Origin of the sequence: Aurantimonas sp. E1-2-R+4, assembly GCF_036549515.1 — a bacterium.
GTDB classification, from domain to species: domain Bacteria; phylum Pseudomonadota; class Alphaproteobacteria; order Rhizobiales; family Rhizobiaceae; genus Aurantimonas; species Aurantimonas coralicida_A.
Map to the genome: position 1 here is coordinate 33,042 of NZ_JAZHLK010000021.1, position 19,393 is coordinate 52,434.

Genomic DNA, 19,393 nt, shown 5'->3' on the forward strand with positions numbered 1-19,393 from the left:
ATCCGACGCTGGCTGAGCATGAAGACGGTTTCGCGTCGCCACGATTGAATCCGCTGCTTGCCGCCGTTACCGCGCCACCGATCGCGCGGGCCGGCCGTTGGATCGAATCCTACGACGGCGCCCATGGCGCCATGATCGATTGCAGCCAGGCGGTTCCCGATCACGCGCCACCGGCCGAATTCGCCGACCGCCTCGCCGTCGCGGCCGCTTCCCCAACGGCGGCACGCTACGGCGACATCCTCGGCGACCAAGCATTACGAGCGGCCTATGCCGTACATGTCTCGCGCCTTTACGACAGCGAGATAGCCGCATCCCGCATTGCCATCACCGCCGGCTGCAACCAGGCCTTCTTCGCGGCGATGCTGGGCGTCGCCCAGGCCGGCGATGCCGTGATCCTGCCGGCGCCCTGGTACTTCAATCACAAGATGACGCTGGAGATGCTCGGCATCGAGGCACGCGCGCTGCCGTTGCAAGCGGAAACCGGCTTTCTGCCATGCCCAAACGAGGTCGAGGCGCTGATCGACGGCCGCTGCCGCGCCCTCGTTCTCGTCTCCCCCAACAATCCGGCCGGCGCGGTCTATCCGCCCGAGCTGTTGACCGAACTGTTGGGCGTCTGCGTCCGCCGTGGACTCACGCTGGTGCTCGACGAGACCTATCGCGATTTCCTGGCGCCCGAGACCGGCGCGCCGCATCGCCTGTTCGACAGGACCGCCGCGCGCGAGCATCTCGTCAGCCTCTATTCCTTCTCCAAATCCTACGCGATTCCCGGTCACCGGGTCGGTGCGATGATCGCCGGACCCAGCTTCATCGACCAGATGGAAAAGGTCATCGACTGCGTGCAGATCTGCGCGCCACGGCCGGCGCAAGCGGCCCTGCCCTGGGCAATCCCCGCGCTCGCCGGCTGGCGGGACGACAACCGCCACGAGATCGCGAAACGTGCTGATGTTTTCCGGGCCGAGATCGGCCGGCTCGATGGCTGGACGCTCGAACAGATCGGCGCCTATTTCGCCTATGTCCGGCATCCCTATCGCGGCCTGTCGGCGGAATCGGTCGCCGAGGCGCTGATGCGTAATCTCGGCGTGCTGGTGCTGCCGGGCAGCTTCTTCGGCCCTTCCCAGGAAGACCATCTGCGGATTGCCTTCGCCAATGTCCCGGTGGACCGGATCCGCGAATTGGCGCGCCGGCTGGCGCTCGGTCTTGCCGGGGGCTTGCGGGCGGACGACCCAACCCATGCGACGAGGACAGCCCATGGATAGCGAAAAACTCGACGCGCTGCGCCAGCGCTTTGCCGGCGATAACGAGCGGACGATCCACGACGCCGGCTTCGCGGCCGTCGCGGCCAAGTTGTTCGACCCGAAAGGCACGCGCGTCGCGCCCTATGCCGGCCTGCCGACGCTGCTCGACATGCCGTTCCGCGCCGTCAACTGGTCGGCACCGGATCTTGCCGGCCTCGACGTCGCGTTGATCGGCGTGCCGATGGATCTCGGCGTCACCAACCGCAACGGCAGCCGGTTCGGCCCACGGGCAATGCGCGCGATGGAGCGGGTCGGCCCCTACAATCATGTGCTGAAGACGATGCCTGGCGCCGACCTCACTGTGGCGGATATCGGCGACGTGCCGTTCCGCAGCCGTTTCGATCTCGCGACATCGCACGCGGATATCGAGCGAACCATCGCCGCGATCGTCGCCGCCGGCGCCATCCCGCTCTCCGTCGGCGGCGACCATTCGATCACCCTACCGATCCTGCGCGCCATCGGCGGCGACCGGCCGGTCGGCATGATCCATATCGACGCCCATTGCGACACCTCGGGGCCGTTCGACGGCTGCAAGTTCCACCATGGCGGCCCGTTCCGGCAGGCCGTCCTGGAGGGCGTACTCGACCCCGAACGCACCATCCAGATCGGCATCAGGGGCTCGTCGGAATATCTGTGGGAGTTCTCCTTCGAGTCCGGCATGACCGTCATCCACGCCGAGGAGATCCCCGCGATGGGCATCGATGCCGTGATCGCCAAGGCGCGCGCGGTCGCCGGCGACGGACCGGTCTATGTCTCCTTCGACATCGACAGTCTCGACCCCGCTTTCGCGCCGGGAACCGGAACGCCGGAGATCGGCGGACTGACCACCGGCGAGGCGCAGGCGATCCTGCGCGGTCTCGCCGGGATCGACATGGTCGGCGGCGACGTGGTCGAGGTCGCGCCGCAATATGACGCGACGACCAACACCGCCCATGCCGGGGCGCAGATGCTGTTCGAGCTTCTGAGCCTCGCGCCCTTTAACCCCGGTCGCCGCTTCATCACGACTGGCAGAACCAACCAAGGAGACAGAACATGACGACGCGATCCCCGTTCCTCATCAACCGTCGCACGCTCCTCGCCGGAGCGACGATGGCCGGCGCGAGTCTGGCCATGCCCTCCATTCTTCGGGCGCAGGACAAGTCCTTGAAGATCGGCGTTTACGGCGGTTACTTCAAAGATTCCTTCGACAAGAACATTTTCCCGGCCTTCACCGAAAAGACCGGCATCACGGTCGAGAGCATCGCCGAGCCGACCGGCGAAGCCTGGCTCGTCCAGCTCGAACAGGCGGCGCGCGCCGGCGCAGCCCCCGCCGACGTCTCGATGATGTCCCAGGTGTCGATGCGCAAGGGACTGTCGACCGAGCTGTGGGCGCCCCTCGACACCGCCAAGATCACCAACGCCGGCGACGTTCTGCCGCCTTTCATCGTCGAATATCCGGACGGCCAAGTCGCCGGCATCGGCGCGGTGGCCTGGTACATCACGCTCGTCACCAACACCGAGTCCTATCCGGATGCGCCGGAAAGCTGGGAGGCGTTCTGGGATCCGGCCAACAAGGAAAAGCTCGGCCTGCTCGCGCTGGTCTCCAACTCCTTCCTCCTGGAGGTGACGGCGAAGACGTTCTCTGGCGGCACCGACATCCTCGACACCGAGGACGGCATCCTGAAGGTCATGGACAAGCTCGCCGAGCTGAAGCCGAACGTGCAGCTCTGGTACCGCGACGAGGCGCAGTTCGAGCAGGCGCTGAAGTCGGGCGAAATCCCGATGGGCCAGTATTATCACGACGTCACCGGCCTTGCCGCCGCCGACGGATTCCCGGTCCGCTCCACCTTCCCGAAAGAGGGCGGCATCTCCGATTCCGGCTGCTGGGCGGTGACCAAGGCGTCCGAGAAACTCGATCTCGCCCATGAGTTCATCGACTACATGACGCAGCCGGACATCCAGGCGTTGCTCGCACGCAAGGTCGGCACCGCCCCGGTGATCAAGCGGGAATTGCTCGACCTGTCCGACGAGGAGTTTTCGGCGGTCTCCTCCGAGATCGATCCGATCGTGCCGCGCTACGATCTCTATGTCGACAAGGCCGACTGGCTGAACCAGAAATGGACCGAGCTGATCGTCGGCTGAGCCCCTCGCCCTCGCGAAACCGGCCGGTCGTCCTGGTGACGACCGGCCTTAATCACCGGACACCAGCGATGAGCGGCCTCGAACTCGTCAACGTCACCAAGCGCTATGGCTCCATCGTCGCGGTCGACGACGCCATGCTGAACGTGCCCGCCGGCAGCTTCGTCTGCCTGCTCGGCCCGTCCGGCTGCGGCAAGACCACGCTGATGCGCATCGTCGCCGGACTGGAAACGCCGAGTGCCGGCGACGTGCGCTTTGACGGCGAGGCGATCGGGGATCGCCCCGTGCACAAGCGCGACTTCGGCATGGTGTTCCAGTCGCTGGCGCTGTTTCCGCATCTGACCGTCGGCGAGAATATCGCCTACCCGCTGAAGATCCGCCGCCGGGGCAAGGCGGAACGCGAGGCCCGGGTCGCCGAACTGCTCGACATGGTGCGGCTTCCAGGCGTCGCCGACCGGGCGGTGTCACAGCTCTCCGGAGGCCAGCGCCAGCGCGTGGCGATCGCCCGCGCGCTCGCGGTGTCGCCGAAGCTGTTCCTGCTCGACGAGCCCTTGTCGGCGCTCGACGCCAAGCTGCGTGAGGCGATGCAGGTGGAGTTGCGCCAGCTGCAGCAACGCCTCGGCGTCACCACCATCGTCGTCACCCACGACCAGCGCGAGGCGATGACCATGGCCGACGAGATCGTCGTCATGAAAGGCGGGCGCATCCTGCAGATGGACCGGCCGATCGACATCTACCGCCGACCGGTCGACCCCTTCGTCGCCGATTTCCTCGGCCAGACCAACCTTCTGAGCGCTTCGGCCGAGGCCGGGACGGTGCATGTCGCCGGCGCCCCGATCCCCGGCCTCGCGCTGCCGGACGGCCGGCGCACGGCGGAAATCTCCGTGCGGCCCGAAGACGTCTCGGTGCGGCCCCAAGGCGAGGCGCCGATCGCGGCGAGCGTCGAGTTCATCCGCGACATGGGCTCGGCGGTGGAAGTTTATCTGACCACCGCCGCCGGCCGGATCATCGCACAAAGGCCCGCCGGCAGCGACGGGCTTGCGGTCGGCGACAAGGTCTCGCTCAGCCTCGATCCGGAATCCGTCGTCGTCTTTCCCGAAGGCGGGCGCGCGTGAGCGGGGCGACGACCGCGGGTAAACGCGCGCGCGATCAACTGCCGCTGATCTTCCCGGCGCTGATGCTGTTCGCCTTTTTCGTCGTGCCCTTCGGGCTAATGATCGCGGTGTCGTTTTTCGAGCGGGTCCAGGGCGGCTTTTACGTGCCCGTCTTCACCACCGCGAACTACGCCCGCTTCCTCAGCCTGTTCTTCGGCGAAATCCTGCTGTTCTCGCTCGCCCTGTCGGCGATGGTCTCGGCGATCTGCCTGACCGTCGGCGCCCCGTTCACCTATCTTCTGACCAAGCTGTCCCGACGCCGCCAGGTGTCGTGGCTGGTGGCGATGCTCGCCGTCCTGTCGCTTTCGGAGGTGATCATCGGTTTTGCCTGGTCGACGCTGCTCAGCCGCACGGCGGGCGTTTCCAACCTGCTCGCGGCAATCGGGCTGATGGATGGACCGGACGCCTGGAGCCCGAGTTTCGGCGCCGTCCTCGCCGGCATGGTCTATCAGGCGCTGCCCTATGCGGTGCTCGTACTCTACCCGTCCTTCTCCCGGCTCGATCCCTCGCTCGCCGAAGCCGCGCGCACCCTTGGCGCGTCGCCGGTCCGTTCGTTCCTGACGGTCATATTGCCGGCGATGCGCACGACGCTGATCGCGACCTTCATTATCGTCTTCGTCTTCGCCCTCGGTGCCTATCTGCTGCCGCAGCTGCTCGGCCGGCCGCAGCACTGGACGCTGTCAGTGCTGATCACCGATCAGGCGATCTATCAGTCGAACATGCCCTTCGCCGCGGCGATGGCCGTGTTCCTCGTCATCGCGAGCCTCTTGCTCGTGCTGCTGACCACCGTGCTCGGCCAAAAGGGGAAACCGGCATGAGCGAACGAGTCGTCACCCGGCTTTTCCTCTTCCTCGTCGCGCTGTTCCTCGCCGGCCCGCTGGTCGTCATCGCCGGTGTGTCGGTCAACGAAAAGCGCAGCCTGACCTTTCCGCCCGAGGGCTTCTCGTTTCACTGGTACGCCCAGATCTTCACCGATGCCGGCTGGCGCGGCGCACTGACGACCTCGGTGCTGATCGCGCTCGGCGCCGCGACGCTCTCCGTCCTGATCGCCTTGCCGATCGCCTATGTGCTGTGGAAGCGCGTCAGCATGGTCGGCCGGCTGATCCAGACCCTCGGCATCTCGCCCTTCGTGCTGCCGCCGGTGATCACCGCGCTTGGCGCGCTGAGCTTCTGGGCGACGGTCGGCTCCTACGGCGCCTGGTACAGCGTCGTCATCTCCCACGCGATCTTCTTCACCAGCCTGCCGCTGGTGACGCTGTCGCTGGGATTTTCGACCATCGACCGGGAGGTGACCGAGGCGGCACGCACCATGGGCGCCGACGAGCGCATCATCCTGTCGACGATCGTGCTGCCGATGATCGCGCCCTACATCGTCTCCGGTTTCGCCTTCGCCTTCGTCCTGTCGCTGAACGAATATATCGTCGCCTACATGACCGTGGGCTTCACGATGGAGACGGTGCCGATCAAGATCTTCAACGCGCTGCGCTATGGCTACACGCCGACTATGGCCAGCGTCTCGATCCTGTTCGTCGGGGTCGCGGTGGCGGTCTTCGGCCTCGTCGCGCGCTTCGGTGATCTGCCGCGATTGCTCGGCGCCTGGAGCGCGGGCGACGAGACATGAAGGTCGCGGCATTCCAACTCGCGGCGAGCGACGAGACATCCTCGGCCCGGCTTGCGGCGATCGCGGACCATGTCGCCGACGCGAAACGCGCGGGCGCGACGCTGGCGGTGTTTCCCGAACTCGCCATCCCCGGTTACGGCGCCAGCGAAGCGATCGAGAATGAAGCCAGAGAGCGCGGCGACGAACAGCTGACGGCCCTCGCCCTTCTTGCTGATCGAAGCGGCGTCACCATCGCCGCCGGCATCGCGCTGGAACGCCAAGGTTCGATCGTCAACGCCGCCGCACTGCTCAGACCCGGTGAGAAACCCGTCGCCTACGCCAAGCGGCAACTCTATGGCACTTATGAAAAGGCGCTGTTTCGCGCTGGCGACATCCCTCCCCCTGTCGTCGAACTCGGCGGGCTGAAGGCCGGCCTGCTGATCTGTTTCGACGTCGAGTTTCCCGAGCATGTCCGCGATCTCGCCAGGCGCGGCGCCGACATCGTGCTGGTGCCGACGGCGCTGCCGCGGAGCCCGGCGGCGCGCTTCATCGCGCGGAACGTGATCCCGGTTCGCGCTTTCGAGAACCAGGTCTTCGTCGTCTATGCCGATTGGTGCGGCGCGGACGCCCGCTTCGCCTATCAGGGCCTGTCCTCGATCGCGGCGCCGGACGGCAGCCGCCTCGCCGCTGCAAGCGAGAGCGAGCCGGCGATGCTCCTCGCCGACATCGATCCCGGCGCCTTCAGCGCCAGCAAAGAGCAAAATCCTTATCTCGACGAGTTGCGGGCGGATTGAGACAAAGGCCGCGCGCACCTACCAGGCGCAGATCTTCGTCTCCGTCTCGGCATTAGCCCAGCAAGCGGGATCGTCCCGCTCGCGCACATAGGTTCCGGCAAGCGAAATGTTGCGATTGCCCAGATTGACGAAACCGGAGGCGTAGCCGGGGCTGTCGACGAGGAGGATATAGGTGACCCCCGGTCCCTCGATGGTGAAGCTTCCGGCCGCGTCCGTCATCTCAAAATCGCAGTCGAAATAGCCGTCGTCGCTGGCGAAGCACTTCGCCGGCTTGGCCTCGGCACCCGTAGCGAAAACGACGAGGGCGAGCGCCGCAAGGCCGCCCGCCCTTTTCAATGCCTTATTCGACACCATGACCGCCTCCCAGCGAACCGGCCACGTCATGTGGCCGTATCGTGCGAGATTAGCACGGCGCGCGTGCCGCAGGGAGAGGCTTGCAAGCAAATGCGCGCCTCTCGCGACGGCCGAAACAGGCCGCCGTTCCCTTGCGATCTAGCGCGTCAGGCGCTTGTAGGTCGGGCGTTTGGGGTTGACCGATTCCGGGCCGAGGCGGCGGATCTTGTCCTGCTCGTAATCCTCGAAATTGCCCTCGAACCATTCAACGTGGCTGTCCCCCTCGAAGGCGAGGATGTGCGTCGCCAGCCGATCAAGGAACATGCGATCATGGCTGATCACCACGGCACAGCCGGCATATTCCTCCAGCGCGTCCTCGAGCGCGGTCAGCGTCTCGGTGTCGAGATCGTTGGTCGGCTCATCGAGCAGGATGACGTTGGCGCCGGATTTGAGCATCTTGGCGAGATGCACCCGGTTGCGCTGGCCGCCCGAGAGGGTGCCGACCTTCTGCTGCTGGTCGCTGCCCTTGAAGTTGAAGTTACCGACATAGGCCCGCGAGTTCATCTCGTATTTGCCGAGCTTCATGATGTCGACGCCGCCCGACACCTCTTCCCAGACCGTCTTGTTCGGTGCGAGATCGTCGCGGCTCTGATCGACATAACCGAGGTCCACCGTTTCGCCGACATCGACCTTGCCGCTGTCGGGCTGTTCCTGGCCGGTGATCATCTTGAACAAGGTCGACTTGCCGGCGCCGTTCGGGCCGATGATGCCGACGATGCCGCCGGCCGGCAGCTTGAACGACAGGTCTTCGATCAGCACCCGGTCGCCATAGCTCTTGGTCAGGTTCTCGACCTCGATCACCCGGTTGCCGAGCCGCTCGCCGGTCGGGATGACGATCCTGCCGTCGGCCGGCTTGCGGTTTTCGGCGATCTCGACCAGCTCGTTATAGGCCTTGATGCGCGCCTTCGACTTGGTCTGCCGCGCCTTGGCACCCTGCTGGATCCATTCGCGCTCGCGCGTCAGCGCCCGCATGCGGGCATCGTCCTCGCGGCCCTCTTGCTTCATGCGCTTGGCCTTCTTCTCCAGATAGCTGGAGTAGTTGCCCTCGTAAGGCATGCCGCGGCCGCGATCGAGCTCAAGGATCCAGCCGGTGACGTTGTCGAGGAAGTAGCGATCATGGGTGACCATCAACACCGAGCCCTCGTACTCCCTGAGGTGCTTTTCGAGCCACAGGATGGTCTCGGCGTCGAGATGGTTGGTCGGTTCATCGAGCAAGAGGATGTCCGGCTTCGACAGGAGCAGCTGGCAAAGCGCCACTCGGCGCTTTTCGCCCCCGGACAGCGGCGCGATCAGCGCGTCGGCCGGCGGACAGCGCAGCGCGTCCATCGCCATCTCGACCTGCGACTCCAGATCCCACAAATTCTGGGCGTCGATCAGATCCTGAAGCTTCGCCCCCTCCTCCGCCGTCTCCTCGGTGTAGTTCATCATCAGTTCGTTATAGCGATCGAGGATCGCCTGTTTGTCGGAAACGCCCAGCATGACGTTCTCGAAGACGGTCTTGGTTTCGTCGAGATGCGGTTCCTGCGGCAGGTAGCCGACCGTGGCGCCTTCGGCCGCCCAGGCCTCGCCGGTGAATTCCTTGTCTTGGCCCGCCATGATCTTCAGCAGCGTCGATTTACCCGAACCGTTCGGGCCGAGGATGCCGATCTTGGCGTCCGGATAGAAAGACAGATGGATGTTCTCCAGGACCTTCTTGTTGCCGTAGGCCTTGGTAAGTCCGGACATGTGATAGATGAACTGGCGTGCCATGGCGCGCTGCCGCTCCGTATGATGAGGGGAAAAGAGAAGTTGCGCCGTACCTAAGCCATCGGGCGCGCCGGGGCAACGGGCGCGGGCGGCATCATCGCCACAGCGACACACCGTTTGCTCGTCCCACCGTCATGCAGACTTATCCTTCTCGCCACGCCCAGCCTGAAGAAGCAGCTAACTGTTCAGCGCTTCGTTCGCCCGCTGCGAAATCTCAACGAGCACCCGCTCGGCAGCGACGAGATCCTCAGGCGAAAGACCCTCCGTCACCTTAGCGACTGTTGCCGCGACATCCGCGCGTAGCGGATCGAACAATTCCCTGCCCGATGCACTCAACCGATAGAAGGACTCGTTGGTTGTAAAATCCTGCGTGATTTCGAGCAAATATCTTGCAGTCAGAGCATCTATCGCTGTCTCAGCTTCCAGACCCGTCGAGGCGACATGACCTTGGATCATGGCATGGGTGAGCTGCTGCTTGGTCAGCGATGCAGTTCCCTGCGCGAAGACCAGAACGGTCCACTGCGGGAAGGAGATTTTCGCCCCTTCTAGCTTGCGTTCAAGCAACGCCCGCATCGCTCGCTCGGCGCCTCCAAGAAAGCGGCTGATGTTTGCTGCAGACATCGAACTCTCCTGATTGGAATGAATGCTCGGGTCGGCCCGAACCGCGTGCGGCGGCGACGCTTAACACCGTCCCTCACGGTCACAACCATCCCATCAGACTCTCCGAAAACTGACAATATGCTGTCAAATATAACGTTGGCAACATGCTGTCAATATGCCATCTTCAACGGATGGCTGAAACACCTGCAAAGATCGAAGAGACCGGACAATTGATCTTTGAAATTCTGCGATTGCACGGTCGCCTCGTTGGCGCCGGCGACGCGCTGGTGAGTTCGCTCGGGCTCACCAGCGCAAGGTGGCAACTGCTCGGCACGATCGTTGGCGGCGGTCGCGCCCTCACCGTTTCCGACATTGCCCGCTCGCTCGGCCAATCGCGGCAATCAGTGCAGCGACTGGTGAACGAGCTGGTTTCCGAAGGTATCGTTCAGATGGCCCCGAACCCCGGACATCGTCGGGCACCCCTCTTGTCGCTGACACGACAGGGTGCAGAGATATATGAGCGCGCGGAGGCATCTCGCCTGCCTTGGACGGCCAAACTTTCAGAAGCTCTTGAGGCTTTTGATATTGGTGCCGCAGCGAAGACACTCGCCACGCTACGAGCTGCGCTGGAACGCTGATCGTCATCACCGGCGATCAGAAGGTGCTGATCGCCGGATTAAATGTCGCCTCCCGGACGGATCGCCGGATCTGGACTCTGGGTTTCTCGCGCGCTGCGACGCTCCGACAGAGATCCGCGACGGACCAGCCCGATCAGCCGCCCGTCGATGGCTGCGAGACCCAGGCCGATCAGCCCCATTCCGAGAAAGTGGCGAGGATCGAGGCGTTCCCCCAAGACCAGGGAGCCGAGGATGATGGCGCTGACCGGAATCAAGAAGGTCACGAGCAAGAGGTTGGTCGCGCCGGCCGTCGCCAGAATGCGGAAGTAGAGAACATAGGCGAGCGCCGTCGACAGAGCCGCGATGCCGAGGATCGCGCCGACGGTCGGCAAGCTCGGCATCGCCAACGTCCAGGGCCGATCCACGACGAGCGCCAGCGGCAGCAGCAGCAGCGTCGACGCAGTCACCTGTCCGGTGGCCGTCGCCAGCGGCGCGACGCCCATGCGCTTGAACCGCCGGCCGAAGATGCCGGCGAGCGCGTAGGAGAACGCCGCCGCGAGACAGGCCAACTGCGCCACCACGCCCAGGCCGAAACCCTCCAGCGCCGCCGGCCCGATCATCACCGCGACACCGCTGAGACCGGCGACGATACCGACCAACCGCTTGCCGGTCAGCTTCTCGTCATCGGTCAGGACATGCGCCACGAGCACGGCGAACAGCGGCGTCGTGGCGTTGAGGATGGCTGCGAGGCCCGACGCGATCTGGGTCTGGCCCCAGACGAGCAGGCTGAACGGCACGGCGTTGTTGATGAGGCCCATGATAAGGAAGGCAGCCCAGACGCGCCACTCCCTCGGCATCCTGACGCCCAGCAACCCAAGCGCGGCGAACAGAATCATGCTGGCCAGGCCGACCCGCAGCACAACGATAGTGAAGGGCGGCAGCTCCTTCACCGCCACCTCGGTGAAGAAGAAGGAACCGCCCCACAATACCGAGAGGGTGAGCAACATGCCCCATTCGCCAAGGGTCATCGAACGATTGATCGTCGGCGCGGACAATGAGGTGTCGGTCTGGCGGCGCATGGTCGAATCGGCTCCCGAGCTGTCGAACCTCGGACCCTATGGAACCTTGCCGACGATCACGACCCGATTTCCGGACCGTCCGGCTATTGCCATCCCGCCGCGTCGACGACGCCGCCCCGGCAGCCGCCGCGCACCTTGTTCGCGGCCATGACGAGATCGCCGAAATCGGTTTGCGGCGTGATCGTGCCGGCCAAATTGATGCGCAGCTCCGCGATCAACCGGCGACCGCCGTCGCGGGCGCAGTCGACCAGCACGCGCTGTCCGGCGCCGCGCCCGAAGGCCTTGTCGAAGGCGGCGCGGACAACCGTTGCGTCGAGATGTGTGCCGACGTTGGTCGCGAACATCTGGCCGACCGGCGACGCGTTGAGCTTGCCGATCAGCGCGACCGCGTCGGAGAAATATTCCGAGGCGTCGGTGCCGTAGCAGCTGCCATGCTTGATCCATTGATGCCGGTCGAGATTCGCCTTGGTCCCCGGCATGACGGCATCGAGAGCCCGCCGCGTCTCTCGGCCCAGTTCAGGCTCCGGCAACGCGCTCCAGTCGCCGGTTTTGTCAGAGGCAACCGTGCTTGCCGCCACGCCGCAATACTCGTTCCCGCGCGGCTGCGGCCACAGGCCATGCAGGCTAAAGCCGCCATCCTCGCCGCCGTCCCGGCAGTCCCTTGCTCTTGGCTTGGTCTCGCAGAAGGCGGCGTGCCAACTCGCCGCAAGCACATAGGCACCAGAACCGGAACGCTGGTCGCCGGATGGCGGCGTCCCTCGATCATCTGTCCGGCGTTTCGCGCGTCCCTGCCCCAACGCTTTCGCCAATGCGTCGATGCCCCGTTCTAAAGCGCTACGGCTGCTCGGATCTTCGCGTACAGCGGCCGAGACGCCATCCTCGGCCGCGACGCGGCCACAGCCCACCGCGACCCAGCGGCGCGGCGGCTCGGCGTCCGGAATCACGACATAGTAATGCGTCGCTGCCTGGGCGTTGCGGCCGATCAGCACGTATTCCGTCCCCGGCTCCGTCGCGACGCCGCCCGAATTGGTCTGTTTGCGGATCGATTGCAGCGCCGGACAGCGCGCCTCGGCGACGAAGCGGCCGGTCATCGGCAGCTGCGCGAAGGCGGATGGGGCGGCGAGCAGGAGCGCGGCAAGCAGACAAAAGCGTTTCATGGGCTTTCGATACGTCAGAGCGGCGGCGGGCGAAAGACCGCCGGGCGATCGGGTCAAGCAGAGGGCCATTTCAAGGGGTTTGGGCCGGTGCCTCTTCGCGCTATACCGATGCTCGGTGCGCGTGGAAGAACGTCACCCGGCCCGGCCATCCCGTTGGCCGCCACGGACGAGGATGCGCCGTTGTTCGATCACCGAGAAACCATCGACAGCCGTTCCGGCGCGGCGGTTCACGTCTACAGCCGCAAGGCACAGGGACTTGCGCGCGGCATCGTTCTGATCAACCACGGTCTTGCCGAACATGCAGGCCGCTACGGCCGCTTTGCCGCCGAACTGGCCGGGTTCGGCTTCCACGTCGTCGCCCATGATCACCGTGGCCACGGCTCGACCAGCGCGTCCGACGCGCCCTTCCGAAGATTCGCCCGCCGCCACGGCGCCGACAGGGTGCTCACCGACTGCCGGGCGGTCCATACCCATGCCCTTGGCCGTTATCCCGGCCTGCCGGTGGTGGTCTTCGGCCATTCGATGGGCGGGCTGATCGCCCTGAACTATGCGGAAACCCACGGCCGCGACCTCGCCGGCGCCGCGGTGTGGAACGCCAATTTCCAGACCGGGCTGCAGGAACGCGTCGGCCGGCTGGCGCTCAAGGCCGAAAAGGCGCTGAAGGGATCGGACGTGCCGAGCGCGCTGCTCCAGCGCGCCACCTTCGACGCTTGGGGCAAGGCGATCGAGCCGCGCCGCACCATGTTCGACTGGCTGTCGCATGATGACGCCGCAGTCGATGCCTATATCGCCGACCCGCTCTGCGGCTTTTCGCCGACCTTGTCGATGATGGAGGATGTGATGACCCTAATCTTCCAAGGCGGCTCGCAGGCCGGGCTCGACATGCTGCCGCCCGCGCTGCCGCTTCACCTCCTCGGCGGCACCGCCGACCCGGTGACCGACAAGGGCGAGGCGATCCGGTGGCTGGCCGGCCATCTGCGCCATGCCGGCTCGCGCGACGTCATGGTCGAGATCATCGAGGGCGCCCGGCACGAGACGCTGCACGAATTACCGGCCTATCGCGAGCCCGCCGTCGCCAGTCTCACAGCCTGGCTCCAGCGGATCGTCCCGGCGAGTTGAGGCGTTCGCCTTATTCGACCCCACGCGTCCTGTCGACGCGCCGCAACCCGCTACAGATCTTGCGCTTCGTTCAAGATCGGAGACAGTAAGTTGGCCATGGAGCAATTCCTCGATCCAGAGACACTCGGCACCGCCGCCCGGCAAGCCGGTCGGCTGATCGTCGCGGCTCTGTTCACCGGCGCGATCGGCTATGAACGGGAACGCAAGGATCAACCCGCCGGATTGCGGACGCACATGCTGGTGGGAATCGGCGCCTGCCTGTTCACCCTCCTGATGACGCTGCTGATCGGCCGGTTCGACAGCGGCGACGTGCGCGCCGACCCGATCCGCGTCGTCGGGGCAATCACCAGCGGCGTGGCATTTCTCGCCGCCGGCGTGATCATCCAGGCGCGCGGTCGCGTGCACGGGCTGACCACCGGCGCTTCGCTCTGGCTGGCAGGCGCCATCGGTCTGGGTGCCGGGTTGGGCGAGTACCTTCTATCCTTTATCGCGGTGGTGCTGACGCTCGTCGTGCTGCGGGTGGTCAAGGCATTCGAGTAGCGACCAGGTCCCGCGCGATCCTCCAGATTTGCATGGCTTCGTCATAGCGCAATGGGGCGTGCCGGCTGCGCTTTTCGCGCGAATCTTTTGAAATGGCTGGATTCACGAATCATCCGCCATGCACAGAAAGCATGGCTGACATGCCAAAACCTCTCTGGTTTTGGATGCGAGAATCCCTATGTAGAGAGTACGTTAGTTGCGGGCGATACCTCCTCCCTTCGTTCCGCTCTGACTGTTTCCTCCCAGGATTTTCCAATGGAAGATCCTTCTTTCAGCCGGGTTCTCGCGAGCCCGGCTTTTTTTTGCGCCGCGCGCCAAAACAAAACGGGCGCTCCCTTTTAGGGGACCGCCCGCTGGCCGATGGCATTCGCGAGGTGAATCAGCCGTCGAGGCTGGCGCAAAACCGCTGAATGCGTGAACAGGCCTCTTCGAGCAACGCTTCCGACGTCGCGTAGGAAATCCGGAAGTTCGGCCCGAGACCGAAAGCCGCACCGTGAACCACCGCGACGCCTTCCGCTTCCAGCAGCTCGGAAACGAAGTCCTCGTCGCTCGCGATCACCTTGCCGGCCCCGGTCTTCTTGCCGATCAGCCCGGCGCAGGACGGATAGACGTAGAAGGCGCCCTCCGGCGAGGGACAGGCGATGCCGTTCGCCTGGTTCAGCATCGAGACCACCAGATCACGGCGGCCTTCGAAGACGGCGCGGTTGGTATCGATGAAATCCTGCGGACCGTTCAGCGCCTCGACCGCCGCCCATTGGGCGATCGAGCAGGCGCCCGAGGTCTGCTGGCCCTGGATCATGTCCATCGCCTTGATCAGTTGCAACGGTCCGCCGGCATAGCCGATGCGCCAGCCGGTCATCGCATAGGCCTTGGAAACGCCGTTGATGGTCAGCGTACGGTCGTAAAGACCGGGTTCCACCTCGGCCGGGGTCGTGAAGGTGAAGTCACCGTAGACGAGATGCTCATACATGTCGTCGGTCATCACCCAGACATGGGGATGGCACATCAATACGTCGGTCAGCGCCTTCAATTCGGCCCGCGTATAGGCCGCGCCCGACGGATTCGACGGCGAGTTGAACAGGAACCACTTGGTCTTCGGCGTGATCGCCTTTTCGAGCGCGTCAGGCGTCAGCTTGAAATTCGTCTCGATGCCGGCCTCGACGAACACCGAGGTGCCGCCGCAGATCGCCACCATCTCGGGATAGCTCACCCAATAGGGCGCCGGGATGACCACCTCGTCACCGGGATTCAGCGTCGCCATGAAAGCGTTGAACAGGATCTGCTTGCCACCGGTCCCGACGATGGTCTGCTCCGGCTTGTAGTCGAGATTGTTCTCGCGCTTGAATTTCCTGGCGATCGCCTGGCGCAGTTCGGGGATGCCGGAGACCGGCGTATATTTCGTCTCGCCGCGGTTGATGGCCGCGATCGCCGCCTGCTTGATGTTGTGGGGCGTATCGAAGTCCGGCTCGCCGGCGCCCAACCCGATCACATCGCGCCCGGCGGCTTTCAGCTCACGCGCCTTCTGCGCGACAGCGATGGTCGCGGACGGTTTGACGCGATCGAGGGCGGCGGCGAGGAAGGCCATGGGAGGGACTCCAGTCAGAACGTCGGGAAGGCTCCAGCGGGAGCGCGCGGACCCTAATCGCAGACGTTTTGCATCGCAAGCCGGCAGTCAAGCGCCGCGCGAAACAAGCAGCCGCCGTATTTGTTGGGGAAAGCCCACGGGTGCGGCCCGATACGGCTACCGCAGCGGCATTTGAAAGGTAAAGCGGGTCTCTGTCGTGTCGGAGGATACTTCTAGCGTTCCGCCGTGGGCCCGTGCGATCTCCGACGCAATATAGAGACCGAGGCCGAGGCCTTGCTGGCTCGGTCGCGTTGCCGCGCGGAAGAACGGCTGAAACAAGTCGGCAAGTGCTTCTTTCGGGATCGGCTCGCCGGAGTTCGACACCCACAGTCGAAAGTGATCCGCGTCGCTCGACGCTCCCACCCGCACCGCTCCACCGTCGGCCCCATGGGTCAGCGCGTTGCCCAGCAAGTTCGACAGAAGCTGAGAAAGACGTCCGCGATCACACCGGACAGGATCGGCGAAGCCGAAATCCGTTTCGATCGGCGTATCGGGGTAGCTCGAACGAAGCTCCTCGACGACTTGCACGAAAATCGGTTCCAGAGATCCGCACTCGTCCCACTCAAGCTTGAGCCCACCACCCAGGCGGCCCCGAGCGAAATCGAGAAGATTGTCGATCAAGCCCTGCATTCTATGTACACTGCCTTGAATCAGCGCCACGATGTGCGACGCCTTGGCATCGAGCGGCGTCCGTAGCAGCAGCTTTGCTCCGGCGTCGATCGAGGCAACCGGGTTGCGCAAATCGTGACCGAGTACCGCGATGAACTGTTCCCGCAGTTCCGAAATCTTGCGTTCGCTCATCAAGCTGGCCTCGCTGGCGGCCAGGCGCTCGCCGGCATCCAAATGAAAGGCGATGAGCTCCGCGAACAGCTTGAACATGCCGATGGTTTCGGGATTCTTGAGCCGCGCCGGCCGAGGGTCGATCGCGCACAGCGTGCCGAAAAATTCGCCGTTCTCCAGGATAATTGGCATCGAGATATAACTGCGGAAACCGTACATGGCCGGAGTTGGATGCCCGCAATAGGCCCCGTCGCGCGGTACGTCGTCGATGACGACAGGTTCCCGGCTTTCCTCGATCTCATGGCAGATCGTGGTTTCCACCTGCAACTCGCTGCCTGGCTCAAGCCCGAACTCTATGTGGTCGAGGGCTGTACAGGTGATCCAGCGATCCTTGGTGACCCGTGCCACCACCGCGAATCCCATGCCGGTCGTCCGGCAAATCACATCAAGGATTGTCGGCACCGCGTTGATGCGGCCGACAGAATCGATATCGGCTTGAAAATCGTGGCTCAACAGCCCTTTGATCCTTGCGGTGAGGCGTCAGACGCAACTGTTTCAGTCAGACCTGATCGTAAGGCAGCATGTCAAGCCAGAGCCACCTTTAACAGCTATGCTTTCGCATTGTCCCGTGGCGATCGCTGGTGATCATCGCAGCGCAACCTCCGCGATGCAGGAAAACGGCAGAGGTCTTCGGCAAGCCCGCCCTTCAGCGTTCGACGAGCATCTCGAATCCGCCGAAGATCAGGCGTTTGCCGTCAAACGGCATCGGATTGAGATCCGGCTTCAGCCGCGGATCGTCCATCAGCTTGGGCATCGCCTCGTTGCGAACCTCCTTCGACGGCCACAGGATCCAGGAGAAAATCACGGTTTCGTCCGGCTTGCGCTGCACCGCCATTGAAAACGACGTCACCTGGCCCTCGGGCACGTCATCGCCCCAGCATTCCACCACCTTGAGCGCGCCATACTCCTTGAACACCGTCGCCGCGTCCTCGGCATGCTGGCGGAATTTCTCCCGATTGGCGATCGGTACCGCCGCCACGAATCCATCGACATAGGTCATTGTGCTTCCTCCTTCGGCTAAAGATGGTGTCAAAGCAGCAGGCCGCTCCCGCTATCCGACAGGCGACGCCTCTCAAGGCCCATCATAGGCCGCCTGCAAGCCGCATTGGACGGGCGCGCCGCCATCGGTGGTCAAAGCCGCCCAGTATCGGTCTACCTCCGCCTGGTCCTCGCTAGTTCACCGCCAGCGAGATCGCGTCGTTGAACGGCTCCTGCGGGCCGCCGTTCAATCCTTGGAACGACTGCCCGGCGAGCGTGAAATCCACCAGGATCACCGAACCCGCCTTACCGCCGGGCCAGTCGAGGCCCGACCGCATCAGCCGGTCGATGCGCGAGTCGGGGAAGACCGACACGTAGAACGCGGCGGCCGCCTCCGCATGGCCGTCGAACCACAGGCAGCTCGAGATTTTCTGCATCCTGGGCATTGCGGTGATCTCCTTCTCGTCTAGGCGCTTTCGCGCGTTCGGCTATCATCATATTCGTCATGCAGCCGCCACCACTGGTACGGCTCGCTCTGCTCCGTTCCCTCCGGCGCATCTTCCCAGCTCTCTTGCCGGCCAAGCGGCGTCAGATCGAGAAAGGTCCAGGGCGTCCCGAGCGTCTCCACTCCGCGACCGGTGGTGAAATAGGTGCGGTAGATGTCGCCGTCGTCGCGGTAGAAGACGTTGAGGCCGAAACCGGTGGTGACGCCGAAGTCGGCGTTGAAATCGTCCGCCGTCGACACCCAGGGCATGGTCCAGCCCATACGCCGCTTGAACGCCTCGATCTCGGCGATCGGCGCGCGCGAGACGAAGACGAGCGAAGTGTCGCGGACGTGCAAATGCGCCAGGTGCGGGATCTGGTCGCCGACCATGCCGCAACCGGAGCAAGGGTCCGGATCGGTGGGTTTTAGCATGTGATGGTAGACGATGAGCTGCCGGCGGCGGTCGAACAGATCGTCGAGACTCGCCTTTCCCGACAGCTTATCGAAGGCATACGCCTTCTCGACCTTCTCCCAAGGCAGCCGGCGCCGCTCGGCGGCCAGCCGGTCATGGGCGTGGGTCAGTTCCTTCTCCTTTGCCCGCAGCGCCTCCTGCGCCCGCAGCCAGTTCTCTCTCGAGACAATATTGCGCATCGCAGTTTCCTCCGCGTCAGGGACCGGACGGGATGTTGGCGGCCCCACTTGTTCAGAATGGCAGACCGTCGCGGCGGTCTTTCAACCGCTGCCGACCGCCGCTAGCATATCAGCTTGGCCATCTCCGCCTGCATCTCCTCGATGCTGACGTCGCGCCGATGCGTGGCGAGAGACCATTTGTGGCCGAACGGATCCTCGACGATCCCGTAGCGATCGCCCCAGAACATGTCGGCGATGGGCATATCGACCGTCGCGCCGGCATCGATCGCCCGACCGAACCAGGCATCCACGTCATCGACCATGAGGTGGATGGTGACCGGCGTCCCCTTCAGATGTTTCGGTCCGGTCATGCCCATCTCGACATTCTCATCGACCAGCATGACCGACGAGCCGTTGATGCACAGACTGGCATTGGCGACCTTGCCGTCTGGCATCGGCAGCAGGAACATCACCTCGGCGCCGAAGGCACGTTGATAAAATTCGATCGCCTCCGTCGCGCCGGCGCATACGAGGTGCGGCGTCACGGCGTGCATCCGGGCGGCCTGCTCCTGAGGTGAGTCTGTTCTGACAGTTTCCATGGCTTCTTCCTCCCCGGTGGTCTTTC

Annotated in this window: 21 protein-coding genes; 10 read left to right on the plus strand and 11 right to left on the minus strand. The window is 64.4% G+C overall.

What is annotated here, in order from left to right:
* Nucleotides 1-44 precede the first annotated feature (44 nt).
* The 7 genes from VQ045_RS11320 (at nucleotide 45) to VQ045_RS11350 (ending at nucleotide 6,961) form a co-directional block, all read left to right on the plus strand.
* Entirely contained in the window at nucleotides 45-1,256 is a 1,212-nt protein-coding gene (locus VQ045_RS11320; RefSeq protein ID WP_331830182.1) for an aminotransferase, read from the plus strand.
* Nucleotides 1,249-2,331, plus strand: coding sequence for an agmatinase (gene speB, locus VQ045_RS11325; RefSeq protein ID WP_331830183.1), 1,083 nt, complete (start codon nucleotides 1,249-1,251; stop codon nucleotides 2,329-2,331). The genes VQ045_RS11320 and speB overlap by 8 nt, the downstream gene beginning before the upstream one ends.
* On the plus strand, nucleotides 2,328-3,416 hold the full coding sequence (locus VQ045_RS11330) for an ABC transporter substrate-binding protein (protein ID WP_331830184.1): 1,089 nt from the start codon (nucleotides 2,328-2,330) through the stop codon (nucleotides 3,414-3,416). Before speB ends, VQ045_RS11330 begins: the two co-directional genes overlap by 4 nt.
* 68 nt (nucleotides 3,417-3,484) lie before the next feature.
* The gene (locus tag VQ045_RS11335; protein WP_331830185.1) at nucleotides 3,485-4,528 is read left to right on the plus strand and encodes an ABC transporter ATP-binding protein; all 1,044 of its coding nucleotides are present in this window, start codon (nucleotides 3,485-3,487) and stop codon (nucleotides 4,526-4,528) included.
* A gap of 62 nt (nucleotides 4,529-4,590) precedes the next feature.
* On the plus strand, nucleotides 4,591-5,385 hold the full coding sequence (locus VQ045_RS11340; RefSeq protein WP_331830208.1) for an ABC transporter permease: 795 nt from the start codon (nucleotides 4,591-4,593) through the stop codon (nucleotides 5,383-5,385).
* Complete coding sequence (locus VQ045_RS11345; RefSeq protein ID WP_331830186.1) at nucleotides 5,382-6,188, plus strand: ABC transporter permease; 807 nt, start codon at nucleotides 5,382-5,384, stop codon at nucleotides 6,186-6,188. The genes VQ045_RS11340 and VQ045_RS11345 overlap by 4 nt, the downstream gene beginning before the upstream one ends.
* Nucleotides 6,185-6,961, plus strand: a complete 777-nt coding sequence (locus VQ045_RS11350; protein WP_331830187.1) for a nitrilase-related carbon-nitrogen hydrolase — start codon at nucleotides 6,185-6,187, stop codon at nucleotides 6,959-6,961. Before VQ045_RS11345 ends, VQ045_RS11350 begins: the two co-directional genes overlap by 4 nt.
* A gap of 18 nt (nucleotides 6,962-6,979) precedes the next feature.
* Here VQ045_RS11350 and VQ045_RS11355 read toward each other — a convergent pair whose 3' ends face one another.
* From VQ045_RS11355 to VQ045_RS11365, 3 genes are all read right to left on the minus strand, one after another.
* Nucleotides 6,980-7,315, minus strand: coding sequence for a hypothetical protein (locus VQ045_RS11355; protein WP_327646812.1), 336 nt, complete (start codon nucleotides 7,313-7,315; stop codon nucleotides 6,980-6,982).
* 138 nt (nucleotides 7,316-7,453) lie between these two features.
* On the minus strand, nucleotides 7,454-9,103 hold the full coding sequence (ettA, locus tag VQ045_RS11360; RefSeq protein WP_331830188.1) for an energy-dependent translational throttle protein EttA: 1,650 nt from the start codon (nucleotides 9,101-9,103) through the stop codon (nucleotides 7,454-7,456).
* A 174-nt stretch (nucleotides 9,104-9,277) separates the two neighbouring features.
* Nucleotides 9,278-9,721 carry a hypothetical protein gene (locus VQ045_RS11365; RefSeq protein ID WP_331830189.1) on the minus strand — a complete coding sequence of 148 codons (444 nt, stop codon included), beginning with the start codon at nucleotides 9,719-9,721 and terminating at the stop codon, nucleotides 9,278-9,280.
* A gap of 170 nt (nucleotides 9,722-9,891) precedes the next feature.
* Between VQ045_RS11365 and VQ045_RS11370 the strand changes: the two genes are divergently transcribed.
* Entirely contained in the window at nucleotides 9,892-10,338 is a 447-nt protein-coding gene (locus VQ045_RS11370) for a MarR family winged helix-turn-helix transcriptional regulator (RefSeq protein WP_327624460.1), read from the plus strand.
* A gap of 38 nt (nucleotides 10,339-10,376) precedes the next feature.
* Here the strand turns inward: VQ045_RS11370 and VQ045_RS11375 are convergent, their stop codons facing one another.
* Both VQ045_RS11375 and VQ045_RS11380 read right to left on the minus strand, forming a co-directional pair.
* Nucleotides 10,377-11,396, minus strand: a complete 1,020-nt coding sequence (locus tag VQ045_RS11375; RefSeq protein WP_442873089.1) for a DMT family transporter — start codon at nucleotides 11,394-11,396, stop codon at nucleotides 10,377-10,379.
* 83 nt (nucleotides 11,397-11,479) lie between these two features.
* The gene (locus VQ045_RS11380; protein WP_327624461.1) at nucleotides 11,480-12,553 is read right to left on the minus strand and encodes a ribonuclease T2 family protein; all 1,074 of its coding nucleotides are present in this window, start codon (nucleotides 12,551-12,553) and stop codon (nucleotides 11,480-11,482) included.
* Nucleotides 12,554-12,733: 180 nt separating this feature from the next.
* Between VQ045_RS11380 and VQ045_RS11385 the strand changes: the two genes are divergently transcribed.
* Together VQ045_RS11385 and VQ045_RS11390 are read left to right on the plus strand one after the other, a co-directional pair.
* Nucleotides 12,734-13,672, plus strand: coding sequence for an alpha/beta hydrolase (locus VQ045_RS11385; protein WP_327624462.1), 939 nt, complete (start codon nucleotides 12,734-12,736; stop codon nucleotides 13,670-13,672).
* A gap of 96 nt (nucleotides 13,673-13,768) precedes the next feature.
* A complete protein-coding gene (locus VQ045_RS11390) occupies nucleotides 13,769-14,212 on the plus strand; it encodes an MgtC/SapB family protein (RefSeq protein ID WP_327624497.1) in 444 nt (147 codons plus the stop codon).
* A gap of 379 nt (nucleotides 14,213-14,591) precedes the next feature.
* Here the strand turns inward: VQ045_RS11390 and VQ045_RS11395 are convergent, their stop codons facing one another.
* The 6 genes from VQ045_RS11395 to VQ045_RS11420 all read right to left on the minus strand — a co-directional run bounded on the left by VQ045_RS11395 (nucleotide 14,592) and on the right by VQ045_RS11420 (nucleotide 19,367).
* The gene (locus VQ045_RS11395; protein WP_327624464.1) at nucleotides 14,592-15,797 is read right to left on the minus strand and encodes a pyridoxal phosphate-dependent aminotransferase; all 1,206 of its coding nucleotides are present in this window, start codon (nucleotides 15,795-15,797) and stop codon (nucleotides 14,592-14,594) included.
* A gap of 156 nt (nucleotides 15,798-15,953) precedes the next feature.
* Entirely contained in the window at nucleotides 15,954-17,129 is a 1,176-nt protein-coding gene (locus tag VQ045_RS11400) for a GAF domain-containing sensor histidine kinase (protein WP_327646806.1), read from the minus strand.
* 193 nt (nucleotides 17,130-17,322) lie between these two features.
* Nucleotides 17,323-17,676: a DUF1428 domain-containing protein gene (locus tag VQ045_RS11405; protein WP_327624465.1), complete on the minus strand. Its 354-nt coding sequence runs from the start codon at nucleotides 17,674-17,676 to the stop codon at nucleotides 17,323-17,325.
* Between the two features lie 172 nt (nucleotides 17,677-17,848).
* On the minus strand, nucleotides 17,849-18,100 hold the full coding sequence (locus VQ045_RS11410) for a VOC family protein (RefSeq protein WP_331830190.1): 252 nt from the start codon (nucleotides 18,098-18,100) through the stop codon (nucleotides 17,849-17,851).
* A gap of 20 nt (nucleotides 18,101-18,120) precedes the next feature.
* The gene (locus VQ045_RS11415) at nucleotides 18,121-18,789 is read right to left on the minus strand and encodes a DUF899 domain-containing protein (RefSeq protein WP_331830191.1); all 669 of its coding nucleotides are present in this window, start codon (nucleotides 18,787-18,789) and stop codon (nucleotides 18,121-18,123) included.
* Between the two features lie 101 nt (nucleotides 18,790-18,890).
* Nucleotides 18,891-19,367: a VOC family protein gene (locus VQ045_RS11420; RefSeq protein ID WP_331830192.1), complete on the minus strand. Its 477-nt coding sequence runs from the start codon at nucleotides 19,365-19,367 to the stop codon at nucleotides 18,891-18,893.
* Nucleotides 19,368-19,393: the final 26 nt, after the last annotated feature.

What these genes read in the sequence shown, in the direction of transcription:
- speB (WP_331830183.1), top strand. Translation starts at nt 1,249, where the DNA reads ATGGATAGCGAAAAACTCGACGCGCTGCGCCAGCGCTTTGCCGGCGAT.
- VQ045_RS11330 (WP_331830184.1), top strand. Translation starts at nt 2,328, where the DNA reads ATGACGACGCGATCCCCGTTCCTCATCAACCGTCGCACGCTCCTCGCC.
- VQ045_RS11335 (WP_331830185.1), top strand. Translation starts at nt 3,485, where the DNA reads ATGAGCGGCCTCGAACTCGTCAACGTCACCAAGCGCTATGGCTCCATC.
- VQ045_RS11340 (WP_331830208.1), top strand. Translation starts at nt 4,591, where the DNA reads ATGCTGTTCGCCTTTTTCGTCGTGCCCTTCGGGCTAATGATCGCGGTG.
- VQ045_RS11345 (WP_331830186.1), top strand. Translation starts at nt 5,382, where the DNA reads ATGAGCGAACGAGTCGTCACCCGGCTTTTCCTCTTCCTCGTCGCGCTG.
- VQ045_RS11350 (WP_331830187.1), top strand. Translation starts at nt 6,185, where the DNA reads ATGAAGGTCGCGGCATTCCAACTCGCGGCGAGCGACGAGACATCCTCG.
- VQ045_RS11355 (WP_327646812.1), bottom strand. Translation starts at nt 7,315, where the DNA reads ATGGTGTCGAATAAGGCATTGAAAAGGGCGGGCGGCCTTGCGGCGCTC.
- ettA (WP_331830188.1), bottom strand. Translation starts at nt 9,103, where the DNA reads ATGGCACGCCAGTTCATCTATCACATGTCCGGACTTACCAAGGCCTAC.
- VQ045_RS11365 (WP_331830189.1), bottom strand. Translation starts at nt 9,721, where the DNA reads ATGTCTGCAGCAAACATCAGCCGCTTTCTTGGAGGCGCCGAGCGAGCG.
- VQ045_RS11370 (WP_327624460.1), top strand. Translation starts at nt 9,892, where the DNA reads ATGGCTGAAACACCTGCAAAGATCGAAGAGACCGGACAATTGATCTTT.
- VQ045_RS11375 (WP_442873089.1), bottom strand. Translation starts at nt 11,396, where the DNA reads ATGCGCCGCCAGACCGACACCTCATTGTCCGCGCCGACGATCAATCGT.
- VQ045_RS11380 (WP_327624461.1), bottom strand. Translation starts at nt 12,553, where the DNA reads ATGAAACGCTTTTGTCTGCTTGCCGCGCTCCTGCTCGCCGCCCCATCC.
- VQ045_RS11390 (WP_327624497.1), top strand. Translation starts at nt 13,769, where the DNA reads ATGGAGCAATTCCTCGATCCAGAGACACTCGGCACCGCCGCCCGGCAA.
- VQ045_RS11395 (WP_327624464.1), bottom strand. Translation starts at nt 15,797, where the DNA reads ATGGCCTTCCTCGCCGCCGCCCTCGATCGCGTCAAACCGTCCGCGACC.
- VQ045_RS11405 (WP_327624465.1), bottom strand. Translation starts at nt 17,676, where the DNA reads ATGACCTATGTCGATGGATTCGTGGCGGCGGTACCGATCGCCAATCGG.
- VQ045_RS11410 (WP_331830190.1), bottom strand. Translation starts at nt 18,100, where the DNA reads ATGCCCAGGATGCAGAAAATCTCGAGCTGCCTGTGGTTCGACGGCCAT.
- VQ045_RS11415 (WP_331830191.1), bottom strand. Translation starts at nt 18,789, where the DNA reads ATGCGCAATATTGTCTCGAGAGAGAACTGGCTGCGGGCGCAGGAGGCG.
- VQ045_RS11420 (WP_331830192.1), bottom strand. Translation starts at nt 19,367, where the DNA reads ATGGAAACTGTCAGAACAGACTCACCTCAGGAGCAGGCCGCCCGGATG.